Source organism: Rhodococcus sp. NPDC078407, from assembly GCF_044542515.1.
Taxonomy (GTDB): Bacteria; Actinomycetota; Actinomycetes; order Mycobacteriales; family Mycobacteriaceae; genus Rhodococcoides.
Genome location: NZ_JBITUQ010000017.1, coordinates 53,084 through 71,945, shown reverse-complemented (window position 1 = coordinate 71,945; position 18,862 = coordinate 53,084). Strand labels below are relative to the sequence as shown.

Genomic DNA, 18,862 nt, shown 5'->3' with positions numbered 1-18,862 from the left:
GTGTCGGTCATGACGCGGCGGCGATCAGCCGGGCGAGAACTCCGGATTCGAGGAGGATGAAGAGACCCAAGCCGATGAACACCGCTGGGACGAGCCAGTGCTCGACCCGTTCGAGAGTGTCGACGACCTTCCTGCGAGTGCCCAGCAGCCTGCCGGCGTAGCACCAGATCCCGACGCAGATCAGGAACACGGCGATGGTGACTGCGGTCTGTGGTGGACCGAGCGTCCGAAAGACCGGGGTGTAGACGGCGATGTTGTCGGCACCGTTGGCGATGGTGATGGCAGCAACGCCTGCCATTCCGGTGGCAGCGACCGGGGGTTCGTCCTCGTCGTCGCTGCGCAGCCAGCGGATCAGCGTCCAGAGCCCCAGCGACAGGGGCAGCACACCGAGTAGCCCGACCCATTCTTGCGGCACGATCACCAGTCCCAGAGCGGCGACGACGCTGGTCGCGACGAGGGTGATCAGGCCGAGGTACTGGCCGGTGACGATCTGCCACGCCCGCGGCCTACCCTGGCTGGCGGAGGCGACGAACAGCACCGTCAGCACGACGATGTCGTCGATGTTGGTGCCGGCGAACATCGCCACTGCCGCGGCGATGGTGGTGATCACTGCCGCACCGGGCGTCGGTGAGGATGTAACCGGACGCCCCCGGTGCCGCACGCGACCGTCATGGAGGTCGATCGGATTCGAGGTCGGGGAGCAGTCATACGGATCGTTGCTCCGTGCCCGTGGGATCGACGCGGGTTCGGCCCTCCCGGAGCGACGCGAGGACGACCAGGACTACGCCGCATGTGAGGTAGGTGTCGGCGAGGTTGAAGGTGGGCCACCATCCGGTGTGGAAGTAGTCCGTCACGCGGCCGTCGGCAGCGCGGTCGATGACGTTGGCGGCCGCTCCGGCGACGACCGCCGACAGCCCCACCGTCCCGGTCAGTGAGCCGACGGGGACGGTGCGCCACGCGTACACGGCGATGGCGAGAGTGATGATGGCGGTGACCGCGATGATGACCCCTGGCGGCAGCCCGTTCCCGACGCTGAAGGCGACACCGCTGTTGTAGGCAAGCCTGAGTTGCAGCAACCCCAGTTCGATGACGCGGCCGTCGGAGAGTGCGCGGCGGGCGACGGGGTCGGCCGCGAGTGCCGCCGCGACGAGGACGGCGACGACGATCGCCAGGGTCCACCGGGATCGAGTCGCCGAGCGTCCCCCGGTCGAGACACCCGGCATCGGGCCCGAAGTGGGGTCTGGGCTCATGTCCAGGCCTCGGCTGCTGCCGGGGCAGGTGCGGGCACCGCTGCGGCGGACAGGGGGTGGGTGCGGCCGGCGCGGACTCCGTTGGCGATGACCACGATCTCGGCGAGTTCGTGCACCAGCACCACCGCGGCCAGGCCGAGGATTCCGAACAGGGCGAGCGGCATCAGCACGGTGATGATCGCCAGCGACAGCCCGACGTTCTGCAGCATGATGCGTCGGGATCGGCGCGCGTGGGCCAGGGCGTGCGGCAGGTGCCGCAGGTCCTCACCCATCAGGGCGACGTCGGCGGTCTCGATGGCCACGTCGGTGCCCATGGCGCCCATGGCGATACCGAGGTCGGCGGTGGCCAGTGCGGGGGCGTCGTTGACGCCGTCGCCGACCATCGCGGTCGACCGGCGGCCCTTCAGGTCGCCGATGATGCGTGCTTTGTCCTCCGGTCGCAGATCCGCGTGGACCTCCTCGATGCCGACGTCGGCGGCCAGTGCGCGGGCGGTGCGTTCGTTGTCCCCGGTGAGCATCGCGACGTGGTACCCGTCGCGGCGGAGACCGGCGACGACTTCCGCGGCTTCGGGTCGCAGTTCGTCGCGGACCGCTATCGCGCCGAGGGTGCGGCCGTCCTGTTCGACGAGGACGGCGGTGGCTCCGGCGTGCTGCATCCGTTCCACGTCCGCGGCCAGCGGGCCGGGGTCGATCCACCCTGGTCGGCCGAGGCGGACGTCGTCGCCGCAGAGGCGGCCGGTGAGGCCGGCTCCGGTGACTGCGACGACGTCGTCGGCGGGTGTGTGGTCGTCGACGGCGGCGAGGATCGCCGCGGCCAGGGGGTGCTCGCTGCGCACTTCCAGCGCTGCGGCCACGGCGAGGACCTGTTCGCGGGTCGCACCGTCCGCGGTGGCGACGTCGATGACGACCGGCTTGTTGCGGGTCAGGGTGCCGGTCTTGTCGAGCGCGATCACGCGGATGCGGCCCAGCGCCTCAAGAGCTGAGCCTCCCTTGACCAGGACGCCGAGTTTGCTGGCGGCGCCGATCGCCGCGACGACGGTGACCGGGACGGCGATGGCCAGTGCGCACGGTGAGGCGGCGACGAGGACGACCAGTGCGCGTTCGATCCATACCCGTGGTTCGCCGAGCAGGCTGCCCACGGCGGCGATGAGGGCGGCGGCGACCATGATTGCCGGCACCAGGGGCCTGGCGATCGTGTCGGCCAACCGCTGAGCCTCACCCTTGCGGGACTGCTCGGCCTCGACGATCCGGACGATCTTGGCCAGCGAGTTGTCCTCGGCACGTGCGGAGACCTCCACCTCGAGAACGCCGGTTCCGTTGATCGCCCCGGCATACACGTCGTCGCCGGGCCCGGCCTCGACGGGCACCGATTCGCCGGTGATCGCCGAGGTGTCGAGCGCGGTGGTGCCGCGGCGGATGGTGCCGTCGGTGGCGATGCGCTCGCCGGGCTTGACGATCATCATCTCCCCGAGCATCAACTCGGTCGGCGACACCGCCTGCTCGAGGCCGTCTCGTCGGACTGTGGCGGTGTCGGGAACCAGGGACAACAGTGCCCGTAGACCTCGCCGTGTGCGGGCGACCGCGTACTCCTCGAGGCCCTCGCTGATCGCGAACAAGAACGCGAGCATCGCGGCCTCGCCGACCTCACCAAGGATCACGGCACCGACCGCCGCGATGGTCATCAGGGTGCCGACACCGATCTTGCCGCGCGCGAGCCGCCGAAGGGTCGACGGGACGAAGGTGTAGCCGGCGACGATCAACGCGAGTGATTCGAGCACCAGGGTCAGCCGATCAGGGCCGCCGATCCAGTCAATGATCAGCCCTGCCGCCAGCAGTGCACCGGCCACCGCGGCAGCTCGGATCTCGGTGATCTGCCACAGCTTGTCGGGTTCGTGCTCCTCGTCGCCGTCCAGGCGGGGTTCGTCGTGGCCGCAGCCGCATGCGTCGCTCATCCGGTCACCGCCGACCCGGCGGGCGCGGTGCCGTAAACCGGGCAGAGTGCCACCGCGTTCCCCGTGACGGCGAGGAGGGTCTCGGCCGAAGCGAGCAGGTCCAACAGTTCCGGCCGGACGAGGGAGTAGAACACCTGCCGGCCCTGGGGGCGACCGACGACCAATCCGCAGTCCCGCAGGCACGCCATGTGCGCCGATACCGTCGACTGTGCCAGCCCCAGCTCGCTCACCAGGTCCGCTACACGCACCTCCCTGCTGGCGAGACGGCGAACGATAGCCAACCGTGTCGCATCGGAAAGGCTGTGGAACAACGACACTGCCGCATCGAAAGTCGACGTGGAACCGCCGGGCAGGCGGCCATCCTTATTGATCGTCATGCAACGATGATAGCATCTAAGCCCGGTATGATCGCTATGCGTGAATGCTCGGCCCCGGTCTCGTCGGCACGAGTCCGATCCTCGTCGTGCCGTACTGAGACAGGACGACGGCACGACGAAGAACACCTCCGTGGTGTGGGACCCGGTCACCGGACCTGCGGACGCACGCGACAAACCGCAGTTGCTCCGTACGGCGCGGTCGAGATCGCCGACTTCCCGATCGCGGTGGCACCTGCTACGAAGGCGCTTTCGATTCCCTACTCGCCGAATCCGTCCGAGACGGCGAGGAGGCCGAGGTCAACCAGCTGCATTGCGGGTCGAACGGCGCGCCGACGCGTCGGGAGTGTCGTCGAGACGATCGAACGCACCGGTCATTGCGGCATGCAGCTCGGTGAGCTGCGCGATCGACTCCTCCTCCCGGGTGATGTGCTCGCGCAGTGTTGGCCGCAGCCCGGTCTTCACAGCGGCGCAGGAGTCGTTCTCCCATGCGCGCAGCATCGTCTTGATCTGTGGCAGCGTCAGTTTCGAGCTTTTCGCGGCGGTGATGAACGCCAACCGTTGCTGTGCTCGTTTGTCGTAGACGCGGTACCCGTTCGGGGCTCGGTCCGCCGGCAGCAGCCCCTCGCTTTCGTGGAAGCGCAGCGTCGTCGCCGGCACCCCGTCGCCGAGGAGAGTTACGAGATCAGATCAGCAGGGCTTCGGCAAGCCTGGTCTTCGTCCGTACGCAATCGTCAAAGACTGCGCTCGCCCTGTCGATTCGTTCTGTACGACGCCGCGCGAGAGGCTCGCCCGGCAAGCTTCCCCCGACTTTCGGGAAGTCGGGGGAAGTATCCTATCGCAGGTCGTCAGCCGGTCAGCAACACATCATTGCGGCGCACATGTCCCCACACATGCCGGTGGCCATCATGATCTGGCAATCCCACCACGTCTGCAGGTTGGTCATCAGTTCGGTCATCGGAATCTCCCTCAATTCTGGTCCCGAGGAGACGGGACATCACGACCATATACTGAGTACGTACATAGATAGTAGATGTCGTGTTACCGACGACCCTAGGATCAGGAGACGACAGGGCAGGAGGCGATAGGTGCGGGTGAACGGATTCGGTGAACTCGAGGCGGTAGTGATGGATCGCCTGTGGGCCCGCGGTGCGCGAAGCACCGTGCGGGAGTTGTTCGACGAATTGGCCGAGCAGCGGGTGATTGCCTACACCACGGTGATGTCGACGATGGACAACCTGCACCGTAAGGGCTGGTTGGAGCGCACCCGTAGGGGCAAGGCGTTCGACTACTGGCCGACGTTGTCTCGCGAGGAGCACAGTGCCCGGCTGATGCGTCACGCGTTCGCTGCGGGCGGCAAGTCGGACCTGGTGCTCACCCATTTCGTCGAGCAGATGAGCGACGAAGAGTCGGAGCGTGTGCGAAGAGCGTTGCGCAGACTGACCGACCCCGGCCAGTCGCGATGACTCTGACTCTGTGCCTGCTGCTCTACGGGCTCGTGGTCTCGGTAGCCGGTCCGCCTGTGCTCGCGCGACTGACCCGCCGGGGCATCGCTCCGCAGCTCGGGATAGCTGCCTGGAGTGCAGCAATGGCGGTGGTGATCCTGACCTGGACCGGCGCGGCGATCATGCTCGTCACCGAAGCGGTGCATTGGAACAGAGACGCTCACTGGGTGTCAGCGTGCGTCGTCGAGGTGCTCCGGTCGATCGACGGCCGTGCCGCAGCACTGCTTCAGGGAACACTGATAGCAGTCTCCGCGGTCGCTGCGGCGGCGCTTCCGTTGGTGGTGTGGAGGGCTGGGCGGGGCATGCTGCGGATGCGAACGCACACGCTTCGCCACGCCCGGACGGCGAGGGTGATCGGCCAACGCCTGCCCGGTACCGACGCGGTGGTCGTCGACACCGCGGATCGGCTCGCCTACTGCGTTGCTGGCCGTCCGAAGACCATCGTGATCACTACTGGTGCCCTGGATGCACTCGTCCCGGATCAGTTAGGCGCCGTCTTGGCGCACGAACGTGCTCACCTAATCGGTCGCCATCACCTGCTGCTCGCCTCTGTTCGCGGACTCGCCGCGGCAGCTCCATGGATGCGGTTGTTCCGCGACGGGGCGACCGAGATCGCCCTGCTGCTCGAGATGTGCGCGGACGACAGCGCTGCCCGCTCCCATGGTCGGCGGGCGCTACTCGGTGGTCTGCTCGCCCTCACTGGTTCGTCCGTCGCTCCCGCGGGTGCCCTCGGCGCGAGCGGAGGCGACGTGCTCGCTCGTGCTCATCGCCTCACCGTCGCTGTGTCCACCCCCGTGCACGCGCGGGCCCGCACCCAACTGTCCTTGATCGTCCTCTCGATCACCGCGAGTCCGATCGTGTTCGGTGCCCTCGCCGCTGCGGGTGTGATCATGTGTGGTCCGATGGGCTCTTGAGTGGTCCTGCCAAGAGCGGGTCGATCGGTCAGTGGTGACGGCAGTCGCCGCGCCGAGCCAATTTCAATCGTGCGCCCTCGTCCGTCGAGCGACGGGTAGAACTGTCCCTCGGGTGCGGGGGCGTCGTTATGCAAGGCGATCAGGTTGCCGTCGGTGTCGACGGTTGCGAACTGCGTCGATCCCTGGTCCGTCGAGACGGGACGGCCCGCATCTGCGGGATGAAGAACGCCCGCACGGGACATCTCGTCGGATCGACGACCGCCGGATTCAGCGACGTCCGCGACTCCGCACTCAAAAAGGGATGCGGGCCCCCGAGCACGGCTGTATCACCTTCATTGTTCGGTGTCACCGAAGGCATTAACAGCACGCCGAACACCGTCAGTGCTTTCAGCAAACCGGCCGCCGGAGCTGTGCCCCGTCGACCATGCCGATCAGCTGACTGTATGTCACCGACGATACCAATGAGTACCCCCTGGGGTATCCCGATTCGGGTGTCAGCCGAGGATGGCTTCCCGGAGCTGAGCCATGCTCGGCGCACCCGCCGGCCCGTCACCTGTCATGTACACACGGCAGGCCAGACCGACTGCGGCGGATGTGTCGCCCATGACGTCGACGCCGTCGACGAGAACGGTCGGAGAGCCACGAAAACGCACCTGTTCGGCCATGTCCACCGTGTCCACGCGTTGATAGACGAGCACGGCGTCCGAGTGTTCCGCGGCGAGGAGCTGCAACCGTTCAGCAGTGACCGTCCAGTTCGGGCAACCGTCGAAATACTGCAGGGTGATCTCCATCCACCCACGGTATATCCGTGCTGAAGTTGGCAGCGCACAGGTCGTAGAATTCGATTACGCGGAAGGAGACGGAGTGCCGAACTTCTCCCGTCACTCTCGACGGAAAGGGCTTGCTCATGAATCTGTCCAGTGAGAGTGACGGCACCTCGGCCTGTTCCTGCTGTGGTCGCGATTTCCCGACCGTGAAGTTGCACTCCCTGGCAGGGGGAGCTGCCTATATCTGCCGACGTTGCGGACTGTGGGTTGCGATCCGTCGACGCTAGAGAGAACAGCGTGGGTGTACCGCTCTTCAGTAGGCTGCCTGCACCGATACGTCGTCTCGGCCATGGCGTACCGCCGTACGCAACCGGCGCGCGTCGCCCGTGCGGCTCGATCCGGCCCGTACCAAAGCCCGGGTCGGCGGCGTCCACCGCCGCGACCTTTCGCGGCCATGTCGCGCAGATTCTGCGATTGGTTCCCGTCGACCACGTGAAGAGGCTGTTGCTGCGCCTCGTCCAGCGTCACTCGTACACAGATCGGGTTGTCGGACATGTGCAATGCGTTCACCGACTCGTCGATCGACCCACCGAGCGCGATGGCCAACGCGTAGCGATGCGGGCGAACCACCCGCGGTTGTCCACAGCGGGAGACCCAGAATCTGCCGTATCCGTCGTCGGCAATGGCTCCGATCCGGATCGCACACGGGGACCGATGCGGCCGTGCACGACGTAGCTGCGAAACCGAGCTCGCTCGTCGGCGTCGCCGACTATTGACGGTTTCGGCACCGACCTCCCAACCCACCTAGCAACTACCGGCATCGCTGACGCCTTGGCGAAGAGATCAGGGCCAAGCGAGAGATGGTGTGTATCGAACATCCTCTCCACACGCTCAAACCGATTGATTCACGTTGCGACAGTGTTTCTGTTGGTCGAGTCCGCCGGTGGAGCAGAACGATCTCGGGAGCGCGGACCCGTAGGTTTTCGCTGGCCGGGAATAGACCTATCCCCATAGGGATCGTCGCTCGGTGTGAGTGAAGGTGAAGATGCTTGCAAGCAGGCTGATGGCTGCGGTAACCAGGAGTACTTGAGGTCCGGTGATCGCGGCACCGATCAGAGCCCCGGCTGCGCCTCCGGCTGCGAAGGACCCGAGAAGCATTGCATAGCAAAGCCAGTCGAGGTAAGTACCGCCGCCCAGTAGGTGTCTTTCGATCCCTTGGCCCAGTTTGACGACGGTGCCGGTGACGTAGCTCAGGGGGATGTAGGTTTCTTCTCGTTTCGTGAATGCTGTGTTGAGCGCGCCGAGAGCGAACGCAACCAACAGAATGGGATAGAAATTTACGTCGTCGGACGCCCAGCCGGATATCCCGATATCGATGAGCCCTGCCGCGGCGAGGGCGATGGTCGTGACAACTGTTGCTCCGTGTGGGTGATTGGACCAGTATCGGCGGCGGCAGATCGACGCGATCACCACTCCCGCCAGAAAGGCACCCATCAAAGCCAGCGCCGCCCACGGCGATGCGCCGGGTGCAACGGGCTTACCTTCCGGACTGCCGAAATGCCCGATGACGGCGCGTTCGGTGTTGCCGGTCATGAACGTCACGAAATACCCCGCCGAATGCAGAAATGCGACAGCACCCACCATTCCGGCCAGCGCGGACAGTATCCACGACAGTCGCGCCTCCGCGCCGACGGCTGTTTCGCGGCTGAGTGCCACAGAAGATGTCATGCAACCAAGTCTCCCGGCCGTGTACGGAGCCGCAAGTCGATGAGGTGCAGCTCACTCGGCGGTTCTTCGGTGTTCGTATTCCCTTCGGAAGCAATCGAACTCCCACCTGCACCTCGTCTGCCGACCTCGGTGACAAGCCCACCCAGCGGTGTAATTTGCGTGCTCAAGTAGCACGAACTCGCGGCCCATCCGCGCGTGGTCAGTTCCATCCCTGTGGATCGGTGGGCGGCACAGTGTCCGGATATCAGCCGATGAGTCGGAAGGCTTCCGTCCCGCCGAGATGTGGGAACGCTGGCGTACTGTCCTGCGGTTCTATCGCTACCCCTCGACGCTACTACTCACCGAGCACGTACCGGGGGAGACTTTTCCCGGTATGTGCAGGTGGCCGGTGCGTCCAGGCCCCGTCGCCGTTCCGATCGACCGGTGGGGTCGTGCCGTTTCCCGCCGACCCGATGCCCCAGGTAGCGGTCGGGGCGGTCATCGCTGCTCACCGCTCCGGGCGACTGCCCCGGCGCGATCCACGCCCGCCCCTGTCGTGGCGACGCGGTCGTGGCGAGCGGGAAACTGACGTCACCGGCACACCACCGCACCCGGTGTCAGCTGCACCAGGCTCGGACTACTAGCTAATCGGTGTCGATGCCCGCCGCCGTGCCCACGCCGCTCTGGCCGATGTGCCTGACCTCGTCGATGATCTCGAGTATCGGATCGAGACTCTGATGCACCGCACCCTGGAACTACTAGACATCGAGCCGGACGCCGAAGCGTCCGTCGAATGGGTCGGCGAACAGTGACCGACACGGACGATCCGCCAACGCCAACGCCAACGCCGAAGTCCGTGCGCCGACGTCACGGTTTGTCGGTGCCGGGTCGTCCCGCCGCGGGGCCTCGCTTCTTGATCGAGCGCGTGCGATCGACTGCTTCGATGTCCGCATTGATGGTTCGGCGGAGCTTCCTCAGGGTCAGTGCCGACAGCGGCAGGCTTGCTGCAAGTGCGCCAAGCAGTACCAACACGAAGGAAATGTCAAGGCTCGTCAGTGCGTCGACGGCCAAAAGCACTCCTGCGGCGACACACACGAAGAGCAGGCGTGCACCGTTGTAGGCCAGCACATGAAGGGCAAGCTGCCCGCGAGCAGTTGAGGGTGCGCGGAACACCGGCATCGGCCGTCCTGTCGTGCGTAGGGGCTTCCTGGGACCTTGATTCAAATACTATGGTGCATAGTATTTGATGGAGGAGCAATATGAACAGCAGCAGAAACCCCGCCCGAGGCCGACGGAGCTCGACTCGGCGATCACGCCCAGCCGGAGTGCCCGGGGGCGTGCGCGCTCCCTGGGCGGTGATAGGCGCGGGTGTCGTCATCGTCGTGCTCGTCGGTGCGATCGGATACAACCTGGCCCCCCGCGTCCTCGAACGCAATCAGGCCGAGCGGTTCGCGCCGACCGCCGACGACCCGGACCCCTCCCGCGGCATCGACGGCGTCGTCGAGGTCGAGTATCCGGCCGCGCGGCACGTCGAACCAGCTCAGAGAGTTGCCTACGATCAGAGTCCGCCGTTCGGCGGCCCTCACGACCAGACCTGGGCGACGTGTACCGGAGTGGTGTACCCCGTCCCGCTACGCAGCGAGAACGCGGTTCATTCGCTCGAACACGGGGCGGTGTGGGTGACGTACGACCCGAACCGGGTCTCCTCCGACGAGGTCGGTTCACTCGCCGGGCGGGTCGAGGGCGAGCCCTACACGATGATGTCGCCCTACCCGGGCCTGACGGCACCGATCACGCTGCAGTCGTGGGGCCATCGACTCGAGCTCGACAATGCCTCCGACCGGCGCATCACTCAGTTCGTCGCTGCTCTGCGACAGAACCCCTCGACCCACCCCGAGAGCGGAGCCAGTTGCTCGACCATTCCCGGCGCGTTCGATCCCGACAACCCGCCGCCGTTCGACGCCAGCGAGCCAGGACCGGACGCGGTGCCCCTCGAGGAAGACCCGGCCCTCGACAGTGCGCCAGCGCCGATGGGGGAGGGGAGTCGATGACCGTGCACGGCCAGGCCGACGATGCCCAGATCGACGATGCACAGAACGACAGTGCACAGAATGACGCCGCGGAAACGGGACCCAGATCCAGGCCCAGGGCACTGCTCATCGGCTTGGCGGTGACAGCTCTCGTCCTGTCCGGCGTCCTCATCGGCGTACTGCTCACACCGGACAGCGCACGAGTGGCCGTACCGGCATCGAATTCGGTGGATGTGGGTTTCGCGCAGGACATGTCGGTCCATCACAACCAGGCGATCGAGATGTCGGCGATGGCGTTGGGACGCTCGACGGATCCGGTCATCCGGACCCTCGCCTTCGACGTGTTGACCTCGCAGCAGAGCCAAGTCGGCACGATGCAAGGCTGGTTGACACTGTGGGACAGGCCATATCTGCCCGACGGCCCGACGATGACGTGGATGACCGGGGCCAGCTCGACAGGGGGTCACCCGATGGACATGAGCGCGTCCGCGAACGACAGCGGACAGGACGCGACGTCGATGCCCGGCATGGCCAGTACCGCCGAGCTGACGGCACTTCGCCGGATGAACGCCGAAGAATTCGACGGCCGGTATCTACAACTGCTCCGCCGCCACCATCGTGGGGGAATCCCGATGGCAGAGCAGGGAGCAGCGAACGCGACAGTTCCCGCTGTCGCCGCGCTCGCGGGCTCGATCGCCTCCGCGCAAACCGCCGAGGTCGGTCAGATCGATGTCCTGCTGAGCGCACACGGGGTCTCACCGTTGCCGGAGAGCTGACGCCGATATCTAAATACTATGTTGCATAGTAATAACGATTGGGATGACCCCCATGACCGGCATCGGCACGCATGAAAAGGCGTCGAATCGTCGAGTTACTGTGCAAAGCACTCACTTTCGACGCCGAATCGATAGGCGAAACAGCGACGAATGCAGTCGAGAGTGTGACAGAAGGGGCTTGTGGTGTCGATGGGATCACGCAACACTGACCCACGGCCGACACGGCATCCACTGCGATCGTGACCGGCATTCAACGAGAAGGGTGGGGTGACCACGTGAACAACGCGGGAAAGACGACGCCGAGCGGCGGGCGACGTCGCGCATGCCGAGGTGCGCGGACATACGTGATCGTCGGTGCCGCACTCGGTGCGGTGTTCCTGCACGCCCCGGTAGCCGAAGCGAATCCGGGTCAACCGGCCGTGGAGTCCGGGGACGAGGTCGAAGGTCAGCAGACCGCCGACGCCGTCAGCCGGTTGATCCGCCTGGCCGATCGGGCCGCGACAATCGGTACCGATCCGATCGCGGTGGCAGACCTCGCAGCCTTCGCATCCTCGACGTGGGCCGCCGCCCAGGCCGGCGGCGTCATCGCGGACACCGCCGGCCCGGTGTCCGCGTCGGCAGGATGCATCGTCGACGCCATCGCCCGTGGAGTCTCGAATGCCCCGGCGCAGTCCCTGTCCTGCCTGGCCCCGTTGGCGACTCTCGACCCACTCCTGGCCCTTCGTATCGCCGCATCGCTCCAGGTCGACGCCCTCGACCCCGCAGTCCCGCATGACGGCGACCGAGGTGGGGAACAGGATCCGGTGACGGGCAACACCGGCCGCGATTCGCCCGTGCCCGGCACCACCGACACCCCTCCCGCATCCGAGACGACCGCGCCCGAAGATTCTGTTCCTGATGCAGCACAGCAGCGCGGTTCCACGTCCGGTGGCTCGGCCACCTCCCGAGGTACTGCGTCTGCTGTCGCACCCAGCAGCGGACTGGTCACCTCGAATTTCGGCACCCGAAGCGGGACACAACACGGCGGTGTCGACATCGCCGACTCACTGGGCTCACCGATCGTCGCCGCGGCCGATGGAACGGTCATCAGCGCCGGGCCCGCACAGGGCTTCGGGCTGTGGGTTCGGATCAGACACGACGATGGATCGATCACCACCTACGGGCACAACAACGGAAATTCGGTCACGGTGGGTCAGCGCGTCCGTAAGGGCGATCGGATTGCAGAGGTCGGGAACCGCGGTAACTCGACGGGTCCGCACCTGCATTTCGAGACCACATCTCCCGCGGGGCAGAAGGTCGATCCGCAAGCCTGGCTCGGTGAGCGGGGAGCCAGAATCGGGGCGGGCACACGTGCGCGATGAATGCGCCCGATCGTGCCCTTGCCAGTAAGCGCGATCAGGCGATGAGCTCGCGGCAGTCCCCGAGCGCGGGACGGCCGCGACAGCTCAGGTCCGTTGACTGGTCTCGCTACCGATCTTTTTCAGAAAGTCGTTGTAGGCGTTGAGTTCGCTGTACCCGTCCTCTTCGGCGTGCCGGTCCGCGGCAGCCGATTCCTCCTTTTCGTCCCGGTTCCACCGAATACAGAAGATGAGCACCACCAGCAATGCCACCGGCTCACCGTAGGACCACGCCAACGCTCCGGCGAGCTTCTGATCGGATACCGGATCGACACCCCAGTCCGGGGGTGGGGAGGCGAACGTGGCGAGCATGGGGGTGCTCGACATCATCAGGATGACACCGAAGAACACATGCAACGGCATCTCGACGAACAGGTCGAACAACCGGCCCAGATTGCTCTGCCGAACGGGGAGGGGGCCGACGGCGAGCACAGGGATGATGAACAGCAGCCCGCTGGCGAAGAAGAAGATCTCCATCGATACGTGCCCGATGACTGTGATGGCGAGAACATCGAAGATCGACGACAGATACAGCCCGTAATAGCTGAAGAGGAACAACGGGATCGTCAGACCTGGATGTAGTGCGATGCGCCCGGCGCGGCTACGCAACCCCGTCAGCGCCGCGATCAGTACCCACCGCCCGGCTCCGTGATGAGCGGTGGCACGCAACAGAAGTCGTCCGGGCGAACCCACCACCAACAACGGTGGGATGGTCATCGACAACGTCAGATGCTGGAACATGAAGACGCTGAACAGGCTGTATCCGTAGCGTTCGACCTGCAGTCCGGTCACCAGGACCAGCGCCGCGCAGCCGAGCAGAAAACTCGCACTCCGCCACCGTGACCATGCGATACCCCGGCCGCGGATCCGGTAGAGCCCCCAGCAGTACAGTCCGGCCATGACGATGCCGGCGATCGGCAGGATCGGGAGCGGCGGAAGATCGAAGCTCAGCAACGCTGCCAGGGTCGGCGGGCCTTCCGGGGGAGTTACGGCGGCGATGTTCATCGGGCCCCTGTCATTGCTTGTCCTTGCCTCGGATCACCAACGTCAGGGCGATGGCAGCGAGACCGAGGACAGTCAGGCCCACGATGGAGAGCAGCATCATGGTGTTCTGTTTCGGTGGCCGGTCCTCGCTGGCGGACGGGTTGTTCGGATCGTAGGCCTGCGTCGGCGTGGTCGAGGGAGCCGGCGAGGTCGCACCGCCCTGCGATTGCTGTGCAGCAGCGTCCGGGCGGGTGGCGGTCTCCGCGACGTCGACCGAAAAGCCGTACGACCCGGTGATCGGGTGCCCGTCCGCGGAGGTGACGCGGTAGCCGACGGTGTACTGCCCGTTGGGTAGGCCGTCCTCGAGCAGGACCGATACGTCGGGGCCCTCGACCGTGGCCGTACCCTGCGTCCACTGAGTATCGCCAGGACCTACCACGCTGATGGTCGCGAACGATTCGTTGATGTCCTGATTGAACTTGAGGCCGACGCCGATCGGTGCGAACTCGAGCGTCACATCGGCCGGGGGGTCGGAGCTGACGAGTTCACTGTGCGCCGATGCCGGGGCCGCGGAGAACAGTGCTGTGCCGCACATGAGCACGGCGACCAGCATCCATCGTTTCACGTTCGGTTCTCCTCTGGTCGTACTGATTCTCCTTACTACTATGCGCACTAGTAGTAAGGGGGTGTGAGCCTACGGGGGTCGGTCGACCGTGTTACTTGTCGACGTCCGGCCGTTTCGATACGTCCGGTCCGGCAATCGCTTCGGTGATCACTTCCGAGGGCGCGATCGAATCCGAGTGCGGGCCACCGACGTGCTGCTCGGCGCGGATGCGTTCGACCATGTGCGGATAGTGCAGCTCGAACGCCGGCCGCTCGGAGCGGATCCGGGGCATCTCGATGAAATTGTGCCGCGGGGGTGGGCAACTGGTCGCCCACTCGAGGGAGTTACCGAAGCCCCAGGGGTCGTCGACGGTGACCACTTCGCCGTAGCGGTAGCTCTTGAACACGTTCCAGATGAACGGCAGCGTCGAGGCCCCGAGGACGAACGATCCCACGGTCGAGATCTGGTTGAGGGTGGTGAATCCGTCGGACGGGAGGTAGTCGGCGTAGCGGCGCGGCATTCCTTGGGCGCCGAGCCAGTGCTGGACGAGGAAGGTGGCGTGGAAGCCGAGGAACGTCAGCCAGAAGTGCCACTTGCCCAGTCGTTCGTCGAGCATGCGGCCGGTCATCTTGGGGAACCAGAAGTAGATGCCGGCGTAGGTCGCGAACACGACCGTTCCGAACACGACGTAGTGGAAGTGCGCGACGACGAAGTAGGTGTCGGTGACGTTGAAGTCGATGGGCGGGCTCGCCAGGAGCACTCCGGACAGTCCACCGAAGACGAACGTGATCAGGAATCCGATGGAGAAGAGCATGGGGGATTCGAGGGTGACCTGGCCGCGCCACATGGTGCCGATCCAGTTGAAGATCTTCACCCCGGTCGGCACGGCGATGAGGAAGGTCATGAACGAGAAGAACGGCAGCAGCACGGCACCGGTGGCGTACATGTGGTGCGCCCACACCGCGATGGACAGGGCGGCGATGCCGACGGTGGCGTAGATCAACCCCTTGTACCCGAAGATGGGTTTGCGGGAGAAGACCGGGAAGATCTCCGAGACGATTCCGAAGAACGGTAGCGCGATGATGTAGACCTCGGGGTGTCCGAAGAACCAGAACAGGTGCTGCCAGAGCAACGCTCCGCCGTTGGCGGGATCGAAGATGTGGGTGCCGAGTTTACGGTCGGCGAGCAGGCCCATCAGTGCTGCGGTCAGCAGTGGGAACGCCAGCAGGATCAAGATCGAGGTCACCAGGATGTTCCAGGTGAAGATCGGTAGCCGGAACATCGTCATTCCCGGTGCGCGCAGGCACACCACGGTGGTGACCATGTTGACCCCGCCCAGGATGGTGCCCAGGCCGGCGACGAGCAGGCCCACGATCCACAGGTCGGATCCGATACCGGGGGAGTAGACGGCGCTGCTCAACGGGGTGTACGCGGTCCAGCCGAAGTCTGCGGCACCGCCGGGGCTGATGAAACCTGCGGTGGTGACCAGTGCGCCGAACAGGTACAGCCAGTAGGAGAAGGCATTGAGCCGGGGGAAGGCGACATCGGGTGCGCCGATCTGCAGCGGCAGGATGTAGTTGCCGAAGCCGAAGACGATCGGGGTGGCGTAGAGCAGCAGCATGATCGTGCCGTGCATGGTGAAGAGCTGGTTGTACTGCTCGTTGGAGAGGAACTGCATTCCCGGGACCGCGAGCTCGGAGCGCATGATCAACGCCATCAGGCCACCGACGAGAAAGAACCCGAACGAGGTCACCAAGTACATCAGTCCGATGACCTTCGGATCGGTGGTGGTGACCATCGTGTGCAGGAACGACCCCTTGCGGGCCCCGCGGGGTGGATAGGGGCGAACCGCCGGCGCAGCCGGAGGAGATGTCAACGCCGTCATGGAACCACCTTCGTGTCGCACGCGAATTACAGGACGCGTCCGCCAGCGTAACCCAAATACTATGCAGCATAGTATTTGGGGTTGTTCAGATCAGCAGGACCGCGCACGCTGCGGCGGAGACCGCGCTGAGCGAGACGACGGCCAACACGGCCGGCACGACGAGGGGCAGCACGGCGGCGGCAGCATAAGCGCCCGCTCGGGTTCGGCTCGGTGTTTGCGCGCTCGTGTCGAGGTGATGCAACCGCTCGGTGGTCGAGTCCCCGATCAGGCCCAGTGCCCACAGTGGCCGCGCAGAATGCGCCTGCGAGACCGTCGACAATGCCGAACGTACAGTGTCGGCGCTGGTGACTGCGGCCGCGGACCGGTCGGCTGCGACCTCGACCAGGACCCGTACCGCCGCGGGTGCCGCGGCGAAGAGGGGAACGCGAGGAAGCGCTTTGGCCAGGATCTCGCAGATGTTGACGATGCGGTGATGGCGCCCGCGCAGGTGGGCACGTTCGTGTGCGATCACTGCTCGCTGTTGTTCGGGATCGAGATGGGCGAGCAGGCCTTCGGTGGCCACGACGTAGCCGGGGCGACCGTCGATGCTGTAGGCCAGCGGGAGTGGGTGGTCGAGCCACATGATCGGTTCGGGTCCGGGGTCCGTGCGCGCCACGACGGCGATGACATCGCGGTGATAGTCGCGGACTTTGGACCGCGCTCGAAGCTGACGGCGAGTCGAGCGCAGGACGCGCGCCGATGCCGACGCCGCGAGGACGACCGATGCCCCGGCGACCGCTTCCCCGATCCACGGCTGGGCCGCGTGTTGCAGCGAGCCCAGGCAGCGGACGGCGAGTTCGACCATGCCCTCGGCCGGCGCATGGCCGGGCCAGAGCAACACCGCCACCGCGGATCCCACGAGAAACAGCACCCCGGCGATGCTGCCGATCCAAGCGGTCAAGGCGAGAGAGGGGCCGACGGTGCGGGTGAGTGAGGTCAGCAGCGGCGGCATGGCAACGGCCACCAGGGTCGCGGCGAGGAGTAATGCCAGTGCGACGATCACCGGTTCGCGTCCGGCAGGTTCCCCCGCAGGGCGTCCAGTTCGTCGTCGGTGACGGTTTTCGCGAAATGCATCAGCACGGCGGCCGAGTCGGTGCTGGTGTCGAGGATTTCGCGCAGCGCTTGCGAGGTGGCCTCGGCCCGAGATTGCACGGGCGAGTAGAGATAGGCGCGTGACTGCTTGGTCCGCTCGACCCACCCCTTCTCGTGGAGATGGGTCACGACGGTCAGGATCGTGGTGTAGGCGGGGTTTCTGTCGGCCATGCGTTCACGCAGGTCGTGGACCGACTGCGGTCGATCACATTGCCAGAGCACGTTCATCACCTCCGCTTCGAGATCACCGAGCCTTTTCATCGCCAGTTCTTCTTTCCTCGTCGTGTCAGGTGATATCGACTCCGCGTGCCGACAGCCACGCCGTCGGGTCGGACTTGGCACCGTCGGGTTGCCACACTTCGTAATGCAGGTGGGGTCCGGTGGATTGGCCTCGGTTGCCTACCGTAGCAATGAGCTCGCCGGCTTTCACGCGTTGACCGGCGGTGACGAGCGCCTGGTCTATGTGGCCGTACACCCCGATCGTGCCGTCGTCCTGACGAATACGCACCCACAGGCCGAACCCTTGCGCCGGCCCTGCTTCGATGACCTCACCGTCGGTCACCGATACGATCGGCGTCCCGATCGTATTGGCGATGTCGAGTCCGTAATGCGTTGTCCCCCAACGCGGCCCAGAACTGGAGGTCAATGTGCCCGACACCGGCACCACCGAGAGCGGGCGCCGCGCCTCGGCATCGCGTGCGGCGCGCTCCGCCGCCCGAACTCCCCCCTCGGCGAGTTGCTCGGTCATGCGCTGCGCGAGCCGGCCGACATCGAGATCGGGCATTTGCAACACCTGCGGGGGTGAGGCGACGACCGGGCTCGGCGGCAGGACGCCGGCGGGAGGGCTATCGATACTCGCAGCGCTGAGCGCCACACTGTCCTGCGACCCGGTGTTCGGAGACGTCGCTGCCGCGGACAGAAAGGCACCGACCGCGACCGACGCAGCGATGGCGCGGCCACCCGGCTTCGGCACCCGGCGGCGATGAAGTCCGCGGCGAGCACGTCGCGACACGGCCTGCACTACATCGCGGCCACCGTCGCCGTGTGTCGTCTCGTCCGGACCGGCCACGTGCACCCACATCGACGCGGCAGTGTCCGCGGCCGCGGTGTCCCAGGCGGCGCTGACCGCGTGAGCGGGTACATCCGGTGCGGGCGTCTGCGCCGAAGGCGTGTGCTCGTCCTGCGACCGATTGTCGGAGTACACGGTCTCGGCGGGCGACTCGGTCACGAAACGCGAGGGTGCGAACCCGGCGTGTCGATGACGGGGGTGATCGATGAGCGCCGTCGGCCTGTTGCCGACGGGCATCGAGACCGCGACGCCGGGTGCCGGCGCTGCGTAGTCGTCGTCGATCGGATCGGGTGTGCGGTGTCGGGCCAAGATCACAATCCTTGGTGGCTACGAGGCCGTGGCCTCGCTCGAGATAACGAAATGGTGACGGTCAGGCCACAGGTTACTACTATCGAGCATAGTTTTTCCATCCCACTCGACCCGGATTCGTCCGTACCGCTGGTCACGGTCCTCGGAGGACATCCCGCCGGGCTACGACATCCCGCCGGGCTACGACATCCCGCCGGGCTACGACATC

19 protein-coding genes are annotated in these 18,862 nt (G+C 65.8%); 5 read left to right on the top strand and 14 right to left on the bottom strand.

Annotation, left to right across the window (positions count from 1 at the left end; translation table 11 throughout):
- Window positions 1-7: 7 nt before the first annotated feature.
- From ACIGGF_RS17480 to ACIGGF_RS17460, 5 genes are all read right to left on the bottom strand, one after another.
- Window positions 8-610, bottom strand: a complete 603-nt coding sequence (locus tag ACIGGF_RS17480) for a cadmium resistance transporter (protein ID WP_008720461.1) — start codon at window positions 608-610, stop codon at window positions 8-10.
- 94 nt (window positions 611-704) lie between these two features.
- The gene (locus tag ACIGGF_RS17475; protein WP_008720462.1) at window positions 705-1,250 is read right to left on the bottom strand and encodes a signal peptidase II; all 546 of its coding nucleotides are present in this window, start codon (window positions 1,248-1,250) and stop codon (window positions 705-707) included.
- Window positions 1,247-3,202, bottom strand: coding sequence for a cation-translocating P-type ATPase (locus tag ACIGGF_RS17470; protein ID WP_008720463.1), 1,956 nt, complete (start codon window positions 3,200-3,202; stop codon window positions 1,247-1,249). Before ACIGGF_RS17470 ends, ACIGGF_RS17475 begins: the two co-directional genes overlap by 4 nt.
- Window positions 3,199-3,579, bottom strand: coding sequence for a helix-turn-helix transcriptional regulator (locus ACIGGF_RS17465; protein WP_008720464.1), 381 nt, complete (start codon window positions 3,577-3,579; stop codon window positions 3,199-3,201). The genes ACIGGF_RS17470 and ACIGGF_RS17465 overlap by 4 nt, the downstream gene beginning before the upstream one ends.
- A gap of 297 nt (window positions 3,580-3,876) precedes the next feature.
- Window positions 3,877-4,236, bottom strand: coding sequence for a MerR family transcriptional regulator (locus tag ACIGGF_RS17460; RefSeq protein WP_008720465.1), 360 nt, complete (start codon window positions 4,234-4,236; stop codon window positions 3,877-3,879).
- Window positions 4,237-4,664: 428 nt separating this feature from the next.
- On the opposite strand from ACIGGF_RS17460, the gene ACIGGF_RS17455 reads away from it, so the two are divergent.
- Both ACIGGF_RS17455 and ACIGGF_RS17450 read left to right on the top strand, forming a co-directional pair.
- Entirely contained in the window at window positions 4,665-5,042 is a 378-nt protein-coding gene (locus tag ACIGGF_RS17455; protein ID WP_008720466.1) for a BlaI/MecI/CopY family transcriptional regulator, read from the top strand.
- Entirely contained in the window at window positions 5,039-5,995 is a 957-nt protein-coding gene (locus tag ACIGGF_RS17450) for a M56 family metallopeptidase (protein WP_008720467.1), read from the top strand. Before ACIGGF_RS17455 ends, ACIGGF_RS17450 begins: the two co-directional genes overlap by 4 nt.
- A gap of 494 nt (window positions 5,996-6,489) precedes the next feature.
- Here the strand turns inward: ACIGGF_RS17450 and ACIGGF_RS17445 are convergent, their stop codons facing one another.
- The 3 genes from ACIGGF_RS17445 to ACIGGF_RS17435 form a co-directional block, all read right to left on the bottom strand.
- Window positions 6,490-6,786: a hypothetical protein gene (locus ACIGGF_RS17445; RefSeq protein ID WP_008720468.1), complete on the bottom strand. Its 297-nt coding sequence runs from the start codon at window positions 6,784-6,786 to the stop codon at window positions 6,490-6,492.
- A gap of 978 nt (window positions 6,787-7,764) precedes the next feature.
- A complete protein-coding gene (locus tag ACIGGF_RS17440; protein ID WP_008720488.1) occupies window positions 7,765-8,490 on the bottom strand; it encodes a YoaK family protein in 726 nt (241 codons plus the stop codon).
- 846 nt (window positions 8,491-9,336) lie between these two features.
- Window positions 9,337-9,648, bottom strand: a complete 312-nt coding sequence (locus ACIGGF_RS17435; protein WP_008720486.1) for a DUF4229 domain-containing protein — start codon at window positions 9,646-9,648, stop codon at window positions 9,337-9,339.
- 80 nt (window positions 9,649-9,728) lie between these two features.
- Here ACIGGF_RS17435 and ACIGGF_RS17430 point away from each other — a divergent pair, with 80 nt between their 5' ends.
- From ACIGGF_RS17430 to ACIGGF_RS17420, 3 genes are all read left to right on the top strand, one after another.
- Complete coding sequence (locus ACIGGF_RS17430; RefSeq protein ID WP_032373348.1) at window positions 9,729-10,520, top strand: DUF3105 domain-containing protein; 792 nt, start codon at window positions 9,729-9,731, stop codon at window positions 10,518-10,520.
- Window positions 10,517-11,275: a DUF305 domain-containing protein gene (locus ACIGGF_RS17425; protein ID WP_008720482.1), complete on the top strand. Its 759-nt coding sequence runs from the start codon at window positions 10,517-10,519 to the stop codon at window positions 11,273-11,275. The genes ACIGGF_RS17430 and ACIGGF_RS17425 overlap by 4 nt, the downstream gene beginning before the upstream one ends.
- Before the next feature lie 239 nt (window positions 11,276-11,514).
- Complete coding sequence (locus ACIGGF_RS17420; protein WP_237606110.1) at window positions 11,515-12,636, top strand: M23 family metallopeptidase; 1,122 nt, start codon at window positions 11,515-11,517, stop codon at window positions 12,634-12,636.
- Window positions 12,637-12,720: 84 nt separating this feature from the next.
- Here ACIGGF_RS17420 and ACIGGF_RS17415 read toward each other — a convergent pair whose 3' ends face one another.
- The 6 genes from ACIGGF_RS17415 to ACIGGF_RS17390 all read right to left on the bottom strand — a co-directional run bounded on the left by ACIGGF_RS17415 (window position 12,721) and on the right by ACIGGF_RS17390 (window position 18,357).
- Window positions 12,721-13,677: a cytochrome c oxidase assembly protein gene (locus ACIGGF_RS17415; RefSeq protein ID WP_027494218.1), complete on the bottom strand. Its 957-nt coding sequence runs from the start codon at window positions 13,675-13,677 to the stop codon at window positions 12,721-12,723.
- Between the two features lie 10 nt (window positions 13,678-13,687).
- Window positions 13,688-14,281, bottom strand: a complete 594-nt coding sequence (locus ACIGGF_RS17410; RefSeq protein ID WP_008720475.1) for a copper resistance CopC family protein — start codon at window positions 14,279-14,281, stop codon at window positions 13,688-13,690.
- Window positions 14,282-14,372: 91 nt separating this feature from the next.
- Entirely contained in the window at window positions 14,373-16,145 is a 1,773-nt protein-coding gene (gene ctaD / locus ACIGGF_RS17405) for a cytochrome c oxidase subunit I (protein WP_072692203.1), read from the bottom strand.
- A gap of 85 nt (window positions 16,146-16,230) precedes the next feature.
- The gene (locus ACIGGF_RS17400; protein ID WP_008720986.1) at window positions 16,231-17,187 is read right to left on the bottom strand and encodes a M56 family metallopeptidase; all 957 of its coding nucleotides are present in this window, start codon (window positions 17,185-17,187) and stop codon (window positions 16,231-16,233) included.
- Entirely contained in the window at window positions 17,184-17,537 is a 354-nt protein-coding gene (locus ACIGGF_RS17395; RefSeq protein ID WP_027494220.1) for a BlaI/MecI/CopY family transcriptional regulator, read from the bottom strand. Before ACIGGF_RS17395 ends, ACIGGF_RS17400 begins: the two co-directional genes overlap by 4 nt.
- Window positions 17,538-17,562: 25 nt before the next feature.
- Window positions 17,563-18,357, bottom strand: coding sequence for a M23 family metallopeptidase (locus ACIGGF_RS17390; protein ID WP_080733228.1), 795 nt, complete (start codon window positions 18,355-18,357; stop codon window positions 17,563-17,565).
- Between the last annotated feature and the right edge of the window lie 505 nt (window positions 18,358-18,862).